This window comes from Stenotrophomonas sp. STEN033, from assembly GCF_056856655.1.
The window spans coordinates 40,993-52,352 of the sequence record NZ_JBXFWM010000028.1 but is presented as its reverse complement, the minus strand read 5'-3'; the positions used below and the strand labels follow the sequence as shown (position 1 = coordinate 52,352).

Below are 11,360 nucleotides of genomic sequence, written 5' to 3'. Positions count from 1 at the left end.
GTGCTAGCCCCTCTCCCGTTTACGGGAGAGGGGTTGGGGTGAGGGGCGCCCTTCGCTGGTAAAGCCCCTGCCGCGCATGGCTCGGCACTACAGTGATCTGCTTCAACGTGAAATTTCTTCGCACAAAGCGTTGACAGTTTTCTTCACACTCGGCACAATTCATCTCCTGAGTCGCCCAGGTGGCGGAATTGGTAGACGCACTAGCTTCAGGTGCTAGCGGGGGCAACTCCGTGGAGGTTCGAGTCCTCTCCTGGGCACCACGACTCAAACGAAACAACCCGCGAAAGCGGGTTTTTTTGTGCCCCGCTTCCGGGGTTTCATGAGGGTTCCAACAATGAGCAATGAACTCCGCACCCAGGGCACCGAGCTATACATGCTCGACCCGGATGCAGCCCCCGGCAGTGAGGTGCTGAAGATCGGCAACATCACCGGTTACGGTGACTTCGGTAAGCAGTCCAACGACATCATCACCACGAACCTTGATTCGGTGGCGGTTGAGAAGCTGGCCGGTCTGCCGGACAACGGCGACCTCGGCCTGACCGTGAACGTTGACCCGAAGGGCGTGTCCCACCAGAAGCTCGAAGCCCTGGCCGGCACCGATGCGCGCCGCGTGTTTGTCATCGGCTACAGCGATGGCGTTGGTGTTGCGCCGATCGCATCGAAGGGGATCGCCGCGGTCGCGGTCTCCGCCGGCGGTACCGGCTATACCACGGCGCCGACGGTGGCCTTCACCGGTGGTGGCGGTACCGGCGCTGCGGCTGTGGCCACCGTCTCCGGTGGCGTCATTACCGGCGTGACCGTCACCAATCCCGGCACTGGTTACACCTCCGCTCCGACCGTCGCCTTTACGGGCGCCGGCACCGGCGGCGCCGCCACGGCAACCCTGGGCGCCTTGGGTCTGACCCAGCCGCCGGCCACCAACCGCACCTCGCAGAAATTCCTTGCTGCGGTGAAGGCGTTCCGCCAGTCCGTCGGCATCGATGCCGTGGTCACTGCAAACGTGGCGCTCGGTATTTCCGGCGAAATGACCCGGGTCTGGAAGACCTGATTCAACAAGTTACCCAACGGCTCACCCGAACGGCTACAGCCTTCGGGTTCCTGCCGGCTCTGCGCTGTTCGCCGTGGCGTATCCGGCTGGAACCCGTCTGCAAGGAAATGAATTATGACCCAGAACCAAAATGACTATTTCGCCGATCTACTGGAGGGCGAAGGCCCGCAGAAGCGCACGGTTGAGCACAAAGGCAAGACCAAGGATGTCTATTTCCGCCGCATCACCGGTGCCGAACGTGTGAAGCTCGCGCGCGGCCAGCGCGTGAAGGTCGGTACCGACAACACCATGGATCTGGATATCAGCGACATGCTGATCAATCGCCACCAGCTGGTGCAGTTCTGCAACGTCACCGAAGACGGAAAGCAGGTCTTTGCCCGAGTTGAGGACGTGCAGGCGTTGCCGGATTGGCTCGTCACGCAATTGGCAAAGCACGCCGATGACGTGAACAAGGATGTCGAGGAAGCCGACGCGGAAAAGCAGTAACGGCCGACCCCTGGCTGCGCTTCCTGCTTCGCCTCTCTTTCGATCTGAGGGTGCCGCTGGGGGAGCTCCTGACGTGGCCGGCCTGGCAGCTGGACGCCTACCAGGCCTTTGTTCAGCGCGAGCCGCCTCCTGACCAGCGAATCGAGATGATCCTGGCGCAGATAGCGGCGCGCGTGTTCAACGCGACCAGACCGCAGGGGGTATCGGCCGTTTCGTTCCAGGACTTCCTGCAGCCACGCGATCTGTGGAGCTCCCCCGCATCTGCTGGCGGGCTCACGCCGGAAGAGATGCAGATGATCGGCCACATCGAGCAGCGGCCGCCGCACTCCTGACCCCGCTGCGGCGAGGTTTTCTTTTGAGGAATCCCCATGTCACTCGGTAAGGTGAGCATCATCGTTGATGCCGCGATGGCGCAATTCGAATCCGACATGGGCCGCGCCAGCCGTATCGTCGAGAAAGAGGCGAAGAAGTGGCAGGCAGAGCTGAAGAAGTACGAGGACCAGGCAAAGCAGATAGGTAAGGTCGCCGGCGCGGTCATTGCGGCGGGTATTACGACAGCCAGTGTGGCGATCAAGTCTGCGATCAACGACATGGACAACCTTTCCAAGGCCGCCGTGAAGGTGGGGCTGCCGACTGAGGAAATGTCGCGTCTGACCTATGCCGGTGGGTTGGCGGACGTGTCGATGGAAACCCTGACCTCGACGCTCGGCAAACTGACCAAGTCACAGGCCGCTGCAATGAGCGGCACCGGCGAGCAGGCCAAGATGTTCGAGGCGCTGGGCATCAAGATCACTGACGCCAGTGGCAAGATGCGCAAGTCCAATGAAATCCTGTATGAGTTCGCTGATCGTTTCTCTGCGTTGAAGGGCTCGCCCGAGGCCATGGCGGCTGGCTTCGCTATCTTCGGCAAGAGCTTCCAGGACATGGTGCCGCTGATCAAAGACGGCAGCCAGGCCATTCGGGATGCGGGTGATGAAGCACAGGTATTCGGCCAGGTCGTATCGACCGAAGCTGGTCAGCAGGCTGAGGCCTTCAATGACAACTTGACCAGGTTGAAATCCGCCGTTCTGGGCCTGGCGCTGCAAGTTGCGACGGACCTGTTGCCTGATCTTGTGAAGCTGACCGACAACTTCGTGCAGCTATCGAAGGATGGCGATGTCGTCAGCAATACTGCCTCTCGCATCGCTGACGGCTTCCGGGTTATCGCCACGGCGTCTGGGTTCATCGTCACGGGATTCAAGTTAGCTGGCGAAACGATTGCGACAGTCTTGGCACAGGCACACGCAGCGGTGCTTTTCCTGAAGGGTGACTTCCGGGGGGCCGCGGCTCTCTATATGGATGCCTCGGCCGGGTGGGATAAGCAAGTCGACGCGGCTTTCGGCGGCGGAGATGAGGCAGCGGCGCCGAAGAAGCGCCGATACAGGCGTGCACGGTCGGTGGATGAAGGTTCCGACGGGGTTGATCAAGCGGCTGTTGACGCCTATACGGCAAAGCTGCGGGCTGCGCTGGAGTCGGGTGGCACGGGTTCGAACAAGACAAAGACCGGCAAGGCGGGGAAGAGTGATGAACAGCGCGAAGCTGAAGCGCTGGCGAAGTCGTACCAGAGTCTGATCGACCAGCAGAACGAGCGCATCGCGCTGTTCGGAAAGGAGGGCGAGGAAGCCCGCATGGTCTATCAGACGACGCTCGGCTCCATGGCGAACCTCAGTGCGGCGCAGAAGGAACAGTTGGTCACCAACGGCCAGCGGCTGGACATGATGGCCGCCGAGAAGCAGTTGGCCGACGATCTGGCGCGCCTTGATGAGCGCCGCACGAAGTCGGCCCAGCAATTGCTGTCTGATTTGAACGCTGAGATCGCGATGCTCGGAATGTCGGCCGAGGCGCAGGAGATCTACAACAATCTGAAGTGGGCGGGCGTCACTGCGGATGAGGCCCTTGGGCGAGCAATCACCGAAACAACGGAGAGGATGCAGGCAGCGCGCAAGGCGCGCGAATGGATGGACGACCTGGCTGATTCCACTCACAGCCTGTTCGCCGGAGTTCTGGACTACACAAAGGGTGCAAACGCTGCGTTCGGCGATTTCGTCGACAGCATTCGGCAGATGGCGATCCGCTTGCTGGCTGATGCCGCCCTGAAGAAGCTGGGCGAATACCTGCAATCGCTAGGCAGCAAGAGCGGTGGCGGTGGTGGTGGTTCCGGAAGTTGGGTTAGCGGGCTTCTATCAGCAATCGGCGGTGCCTTCGGTGGCGGCAAGGCAATCGGCGGCCCGACGCGCGCTGGGATGTTCTACGAGGTGAACGAGAACGGCCCGGAGCTGTACAGCACTGGCGGCCGCACGTTCCTCATGGCCGGTGGCCGCGACGGCCACGTCACCCCGTTGTCGGCCCCGGCCGCGCAGCAACCCACCCCAGTCAAGGTGATCGCGGTCTACAGCGAGGCCGAAGCGCAGCGGCAAGCCCTGGCGGCGATGAAGTCGAGCGCGGGCGAGCGCGTCAGCATCGTCCACTTCCAGCAAAACCGAAAGAACATGGGAATCTGAAATGGCCTTTCAGGCGAGTTTTACTGACCAGACCGGTACGACCGGTTTTGCGCACAAAGAGCTACTGCTGCGGATCAAGGCGCTGGCCGAAGCCAATGGCTGGGTTACGTTGCGCTACAAGACCGACGATCCGGCAAGCCATGAGCTGATCTTGAAGGGTGAAGGATTATCCGGCGACAAGGAGATTTTCATCGGGTTCCGCACCTATGAGTCGGTGCCGGCGGACTACTACAACCTGTCCGTCGCTGGGTTTACCGGTTATGCCGCTGGCAATACTTGGGCTACACAGCCGGGCATCTTGGAGTCCGGCATGCCGGCCCACAACCAGCGGGTCGATTACTGGCTTCAGGTAAACGCACAGCGGATTAACCTCGGGCTGAAAGTCGGAACTCCTGTCTACACGTCAGGAGGCGCGGGGTTCTTCTTACCTTACGCGACCCCCGGACAGTACCCATACCCGCTCTACGTCGCGGGGATGCTCAACGGGGCGGAGGCTAAACGATATAGCGACACCGCAATGTCTATGCCGTGGAAGGGAAATCGTTTGAATTTCCGCATCCGGTTCATGGATGGCACCTGGAAACAGCCAGTCACCTACCCGTGGAACAGTTCATTCATTGGTGGGGTGGATGCACAACTGCGAGACACCAATGGCCAATACCCGGTGATGCCCATTGTCCTGTGCGAGGCGGCGCCGAACATCTTCGGCGAGCTGGATGGCATCGGCTATGTCTCGAACTTCAACAACACAGTGGAGAGCACTGTCGGCATTGGCAGCACGAACTGGGTGTGTCTTCAGGATGTCGGCCGCACCAGCTTCAACGACTACTTCGCAATGAGGATGAGCTGATATGGCCTATGTAACCGGAACAGCATCATCCTGCGCAGACCTCCTTGCGGCGCTGCGGTCCGCCTGCACTGCGAACGGGTGGACCCTGGCAGGCAATGTGCTTCACAAGAGCGGTGTCTACGCGGACGTGACGGTCGGTCGGCTCGGGGATACCGCTGCTGGTTTGCCTGCGACTTCGAGGCTTCAAGTGCGGGTGGGGAATGGCATCGACGGGGCGAACACATTGACCGATCCTGCCCCGATCCTTGTCGGGCTTGGAGTACTGCGATCAGCTTCCGGGACTGACTACCCTGATTGGGACTGGCCGGTGACTTATCACGTTCACGTATTGACCGATCCGGACGAAGTGTTCCTTTTTGTCAACTACAACGCCCAGGAATATTGGCAGTACCTCTCTTTCGGCAAAGCGACTGCACCTGGCAATGCCGGCACCGGGAACTACCAGTGTGCAACATTGTCCCGGCCATATGATGGCGATGGTTCAGGTGTCTATCTCCGGTTTGACCGATGCGCCATATCGCTGGATGGGGCGACGAACTATGCGGGCGTCGACGGTGCCTTTAACCCTGTTCCGTTTTCCATGTATTACGTGTGGAGTCAGGAATTCCGCAAGTACAACAGCAGCTCGATCCACGGTGCGATTGAGGAAACGACCGGGCTTCCTGCATGGAGTCGAGCCGACTTCGGGTTCGGCCCCGCGGCCCAACCAGATGCCACAGTCATCGCGAATAGCCCACAAGTATGCGCATCACGGACGATGATGCCTCTTCTTCGGTACGCGCTTAATACGTGGAATCAGGAAACCATTCTGCTGCCTTTGCTGATCCATCAGCGCCGCCCTGCGAATAAAGTTTCGTGTGTGGGCGAGGTGAAGCACCTGCGGCTGTGCCGTAACGACTACGTTGCGGCTGGCGGGATCATCACCCTTGGACTGGACCGGTGGAAAGTTTACCCAGCGTACCGGCGCAACCTATCGGCCCGTGACCCCATCGACATAGGCGCGACAAGCGGCAGCCGGCAGAGTCACTCCGGCACTATCGCTATGGCTGTTCGGTACGACGGCCCCTGATGGCTACGCGCATCGGCTACCTTGTAGGATCCCCCGCGTCTGGTGAAATGACGCCGGGGCTGTCCGACGGCCTGCGCCAGTACGCGGCGGACTACTGGCCCCCGTATGCAGCAGAAGTGAGCGTGCTCGGTACCGGTCCGAAGGCTGCGGTCCTCCCCGTGCGGTCATACTCCGTGGCAAGGGCGGGGTACATGGCCGCGAGCTATTCCGACGACTTCTACCACCGGATACACACAACCCCGACCAGGATCGAATTCGGCAATGTGGCTCCGCCTCAAATCCGCACGTTTGAGGTCTGGAATGCGTTTCTGGTTCCGAAGGCTCTAACTAGCATCACCGCTATCGGATCCGATGATGGCCTGATACTCACCCCCCCGCCGCCGTTATTGCTGAAGGGATTGCAGTCAATGGTGTTCACGTTGACCGCTACATCGGACGTGGCGCCAATTATCGATGTGACCTACAACTTCGAGTGGGTAGGGGCAGAGAGCGCACCAGTCATTGTGACTGGCTCGGCCGTCATCGCGGTGACGTGGCCGCAGCTGGTACCAATGCTGGAGACCTTGACCTGGTCTACCGACGTGATGACGGCGTTGGACGGAACTGAACAGGCCATCAGCCTGCGTGACCTGCCTCGGCAGACCTACCAGCTCACTCTCCACCCGAAGGATTTCACCGGCGCGCAGCACGCCATCTTCGGCGGCTACGGTCGTGGCTTCGCGGTCCCCAGCATCGATGAGGGGCAGCCTTGCACTGTAGCGGCTGGCGCGGCGGAGGTGTTCTGCAATACCACGCTGGGGGACTGGCGCGAGATGGCAATGATCTGGGCGAGTGAGTCCGACTTCGAGATCGTCGAAATCGCCCAGGTTCTACCCGACCGGCTGGTGCTGAAGCGTCCGACCACTGCGTCGCGCGCTGGGCGCATCTACCCGACCGCCACCGCGCGCATCGTTGCTGATCCTAGCCGGACGACTTTTGGTTTCGCAGGGATGATCGACGTGACGTTCGAGTTCACCCGGACCGCCGACCTGGCCGGATCCGCTGCCCCAGTGCAGTGGAACGGCTATGACGTATTGCTGAGGTCGCCGGCTCTGAATCCGGTAGACGATACCGCCACCCAGCGTATCGAGGCGCTGGACAACGGCACTGGCTGGGCGACGGATGACCGGTATTGGAACCGCACGAAGGTTTCGCGCCCAATGCGCTGGGTGGTGAAGCGCGCGGAGATGTGGCCCCTGCGCCGTTGGCTACACCGCCGGCGCGGTCAGTGGCGCCCGTTCTACCAGCCCAGCTTCGAGCCTGATTTCACACCGGTGGGAACCGGCATTGTTGGTGCCGTGTTGGTTGCCCTTGCGAACGGCTTCGAGCGCTACGGCAAGACCAAGGCCATTGCGATTCGAAAGACTGACGGCACCTACCTGTTCGCCAACATCCAGAGCGTCACCACGCTGGGTGACACCATTGGCCTAGTGCTTGCGGCCCCTCTGAGCACTCTCGATTACTCCGAAATCGATCGCGTCAGCCTGATGGGGCTGAAGCGCTTTGCATCCGACAACGTGCAGATCAACCACCTCGGTGGCGGGCTCCACGAGGTCAGCGCCTACTTTCTGGAGTTGGAATGACCTACGACGCTCGAGAAATCAGCGCGCATGATGGCGCGCCGGTAGAGCTGTACCGCTTCAGCATCGGTCTGGATGAGTGGCTGTACACGTCCGCCGACCGTCCATTCCAGTTGAGCGGGAAGACCTACACACCGGTCTACATCGAGCGCGGCGACCTGTCCGTGACCGATGAAACACCGCGCGAATCGCTGGATGTGAGCATGGCCCGCAACAATCCGGTGGCCGCGCTATTCAATGCCCAGGCACCAGACGGCACGATGTACCTGACGGTCTTCCGCGAGCATCGCGGCGAATCGGACTTCATCCAGCTGGGCCGCTGGCGGGTATTGTCGGTGTCGTGGTCGAACAGCCAGGCCGTTCTGAAGTGCCAGCCGCTGTTTACCGCGTTGGCCCGCCCATTGCTCCGGTTGCGCTTCGCCACGACTTGCCTGCACGCGCTGTTCGACATTGGCTGCACCTTGTCAAAGTCCGGCTACCGTGTCCCCGCGCACCTGATCGCCCATGTCGGCGGCACGATGCAGGCGGCGGAGTTCGCCGCAATGCCTGATGGCTGGTTCATCGGAGGCGAGGTGGATGCAGGCGCTGGTCGCCGGAGGCGAATCATTGCGCACGCGGCCGACATCATCACCCTGACAGCGAATATCCCCGACATCGGCGCCAGTGATGACGTTGATGCTTATCCAGGTTGCGACAAAGTTATCGGTGGCGATTGCCTGAACAAGTTCTCCAACACACCGAACCACGGCGGGTTCCCTTACATCCCGCATGACAACCCGTTCGAGAAGGGGGTTGCGTGACGTTCTTCGTGCTGGCACCACCGCGCTGCATGACCGCCTGGCTCGCGAACCTGCTGACCACGGACTGGACGACTTGCCACCATGACGCGATGGCCTTTGGCGGCATCGACCGGATTCGGCAGTTGGCGGCGCCCAGCGTTGGCTTCGCCGAGTCGGGCGGCCTGTATGCACCACAGACGCTGTTAGACCTGTTCCCCGATGCCAGGTTCGTGCTGGTGCTGGCCGACCTGCAGCGTGTGGCCACGTCACTGCGCGGCATCGGAGTGGACGGCGATGCTTTCATCCGGGACTTCGCTCCGCGCGCCTACCGCGCTGCCGAGCTGCTGCAGGGCCGCGCGCTGGTCGTACGCGATACCGAAGTGCTGGAGCGTGCAGGCGACATCGCCGAGTACCTGATCGGGCACCGGCCCTCAGAAGCGCGGCTGACGCTTCTGAGGGCGCTGAACATCACAAAGGCCGAGCCACTACGCGGCGATCGCGGGGATGCGCGGGCATTGATCAATATGGAGGCGTAGACGATGGCGTGGGTAGCGATTGTTTGGCAGATCGTGATCTGGCTTGCCACCACCGCCTATGCGGCTTCGCAGATGAAGGTGCCGAAGGGTGGCCCCGCGGCAGGCGCGGACAAGTTCCAGTTTCCGACTGCCAGCGAGGACAGGGCGATTCCTGTGTTCTTCGGGCCGCGCTGGGCGAAGGGGCCGAACGTTGTGTGGTGGGGAAATCTGAAGAACCGCGCGATCAAGCAGTCGGCGGGACGAAAGTATGCGTTCTTCGGGCCGCGCCGATACACGATCATCAACTACATCTATTCGCTTGGGATGCACCTGATCGTCGGCTACAAGGTCGACAAGATCATCGCTGTGAAGATGGGTGACAAGGTCGTTGCGGAAGGACTGAGCATCACCGGAAATTCCACGATCAACATCAACAAACCAAACCTGTTCGGGGGTGAGAAGTCCGGCGGTGGCTTTGTTGGACCCATCGATTTCGAGTTTGGCGACAGCGGGCAGCCGGTAAATACCTACCTTGATGGCCTGATCAGTGGACCGGTTTCCGCGCACCGCGGCGTCGTCGGGATCTTGATCCGGGACTGTGAAATCACCGCATCGCCACCGAGCCAGTCGGTGAACATCCAGGCGGTCTCGGCATTGGTGTCGGCCACCACCTGCATGACCAGTTGGTACTCGGCCAAGGTCACGCTACCCAGTGGGGGTATGAACCCGGCGCACATGCTGCGCGTCTGCGCTACCCGACAGCCTTGGAACAACCAGCAATACAACGACGCGGACATCGACGATGCCACTTTCACGGTCGCCGCTGACATCCTCTACGGCGAAGACTTCGGCCTGGCCGCCGAGATCTCCGACGACGCGATCAGTGCCGATGACGCGATCAGCGAGATCCTTCGGCATGTCGACGGCACGCTGTTCGAAGACAAGTTCACCGGCAAGCTGTCACTGAAGCTGAATCGAGACGGCTACGATGTGGGTTCTCTGCTGCTGCTGGACGACAGCTGCGTCCTCGATGTCGAGGAATACACGCGCACCGGCTGGGGCGAGCGGATCAATCAGACCACGGTGACCTATTACGATCTGGAGACAGACAAGAACCGCACTACGACCCCGATTTATGACCCAGCCGCTGTTGAGGCACAGGGTGGTGTTGTCTCCCGGAACTTCGGTTTCGCGTGGGTGTTCCAGGGCGAAATAGCCGCCCAGTTGAATGAGCGGTGCCTGCGGCAGAACACGGCCGACCTTGGCGTTGCGGTCATCGTGGTCAACCGCAAGGGTAGCGGCATCAAGCCGGGAGACGTGTTCCGCTGGTCGAACGCGAAGCTGGGTGTCGCCCAAATTGTCATGCGGGCCAAGCGTGTGGACTACGGTTCCCTGGCCGATGGCCGCGTCCGCATTACCTGTGTGCAGGACATCTTCAGCCTACCGTCCGCGGTCTATGCGGCGCCGCCGCCCTCCGGCTGGGTGGACCCGGTGAACAACCCAGTGGCGGCATCTACGCGTGCTGTGTTCGAGGCGCCATTCTGGCTGGCCGGTCCCAACGCGTTCGATCCGGCAACGTCCGGCACGATCCTGGCACTGGCGGTTGCGCCAACGGGCGATGCGACCGATTTCGAAGTCTGGGCTGGCACTCCCTATGCCGAGATGCTGGATGAACCCGCCGCTTTCTCCGAGACCGCCGTCCTGACAACCATCGCGCCGGCCGCCGCCGGGCCGAACACGTGGGCGGTCACGGCTGGCATCACCTCCGCATCGGTGGGGAAGCTGGCGATCATCGACAGCGAGATCGTGCGGATCGACGCCGTCGGTGCCTCGCTCACGGTGTCACGCGGGATGCTCGACACTGTGCCGGCGGCGCACGCTGGCGGGGCCCGGCTCGTGGTGTTTGAGGACAATCTCGCCAACCAGCCGTTCGGTAATGGCACCGCTGTTAATGTGAAGCTGCTGCCGGCGACGGTACGCGGACGGCTACCGCTTGCCGATGCCCCGGTGGACGTGGTCACTATGAACCAGCGACACCTGCGGCCGTATCCGCCCGGCAACTTCAAGATCAACGGTGCAACCTTCCCATCTGCAGTCACCGGTCCACTGACCGCCACCTGGTCGCACCGCAACCGTTTGGCGCAGCTCAGTGAGCCGCTGACTGCCCAATCTGCCGGTGCCATCGGGCCCGAGCCCGGCGTGACTTACACCGTACGCTGGTACAGCCCGGCCGGTACGCTGCTGTCCACCGAGAGCGGGATTGTCGCCGGCGCGTCCACGCCATACACGCCACCTGCCGGGGGCGTCGTGCGATGCACCGTCGAGGCCGTGCGTGATGGCTTGGGGAGCCTGCAGCGTCAGGACTGCACCTTCAACTGGTCGCTGTAGTGTCTTTCTTGATCGCCCAAGGTCCGCGCGCGTCCAACATCTGACGTTGTCCTTCCATACGAGCGA

At 61.6% G+C, this 11,360-nt stretch carries 10 protein-coding genes and 1 tRNA gene; all 11 read left to right on the top strand.

What is annotated here, in order from left to right; genetic code table 11:
* Positions 1-173 precede the first annotated feature (173 nt).
* The 11 genes from AC1VXC_RS11410 to AC1VXC_RS11360 all read left to right on the top strand — a co-directional run bounded on the left by AC1VXC_RS11410 (position 174) and on the right by AC1VXC_RS11360 (position 11,294).
* A tRNA-Leu gene (locus AC1VXC_RS11410) sits at positions 174-260 on the top strand.
* Positions 261-334: 74 nt separating this feature from the next.
* The gene (locus AC1VXC_RS11405; RefSeq protein ID WP_481538279.1) at positions 335-1,048 is read left to right on the top strand and encodes a phage tail tube protein; all 714 of its coding nucleotides are present in this window, start codon (positions 335-337) and stop codon (positions 1,046-1,048) included.
* 114 nt (positions 1,049-1,162) lie between these two features.
* Complete coding sequence (locus tag AC1VXC_RS11400; RefSeq protein WP_481538280.1) at positions 1,163-1,534, top strand: hypothetical protein; 372 nt, start codon at positions 1,163-1,165, stop codon at positions 1,532-1,534.
* A 50-nt stretch (positions 1,535-1,584) separates the two neighbouring features.
* A complete protein-coding gene (locus AC1VXC_RS11395) occupies positions 1,585-1,866 on the top strand; it encodes a phage tail assembly protein T (RefSeq protein ID WP_481538281.1) in 282 nt (93 codons plus the stop codon).
* Positions 1,867-1,902: 36 nt separating this feature from the next.
* Entirely contained in the window at positions 1,903-4,074 is a 2,172-nt protein-coding gene (locus tag AC1VXC_RS11390) for a phage tail tape measure protein (protein WP_481538282.1), read from the top strand.
* 1 nt (position 4,075) lies between these two features.
* Complete coding sequence (locus tag AC1VXC_RS11385) at positions 4,076-4,924, top strand: hypothetical protein (RefSeq protein ID WP_481538283.1); 849 nt, start codon at positions 4,076-4,078, stop codon at positions 4,922-4,924.
* A 1-nt stretch (position 4,925) separates the two neighbouring features.
* Positions 4,926-5,993 (top strand): hypothetical protein, encoded by a 1,068-nt coding sequence (locus AC1VXC_RS11380; protein ID WP_481538284.1) that lies wholly within the window; start codon positions 4,926-4,928, stop codon positions 5,991-5,993.
* On the top strand, positions 5,993-7,615 hold the full coding sequence (locus AC1VXC_RS11375) for a hypothetical protein (protein WP_481538285.1): 1,623 nt from the start codon (positions 5,993-5,995) through the stop codon (positions 7,613-7,615). Before AC1VXC_RS11380 ends, AC1VXC_RS11375 begins: the two co-directional genes overlap by 1 nt.
* On the top strand, positions 7,612-8,412 hold the full coding sequence (locus AC1VXC_RS11370) for a phage BR0599 family protein (protein WP_481538286.1): 801 nt from the start codon (positions 7,612-7,614) through the stop codon (positions 8,410-8,412). Before AC1VXC_RS11375 ends, AC1VXC_RS11370 begins: the two co-directional genes overlap by 4 nt.
* Positions 8,409-8,927 carry a hypothetical protein gene (locus AC1VXC_RS11365; protein WP_481538287.1) on the top strand — a complete coding sequence of 173 codons (519 nt, stop codon included), beginning with the start codon at positions 8,409-8,411 and terminating at the stop codon, positions 8,925-8,927. The genes AC1VXC_RS11370 and AC1VXC_RS11365 overlap by 4 nt, the downstream gene beginning before the upstream one ends.
* Positions 8,928-8,930: 3 nt before the next feature.
* A complete protein-coding gene (locus AC1VXC_RS11360; protein WP_481538288.1) occupies positions 8,931-11,294 on the top strand; it encodes a phage tail protein in 2,364 nt (787 codons plus the stop codon).
* Positions 11,295-11,360: the final 66 nt, after the last annotated feature.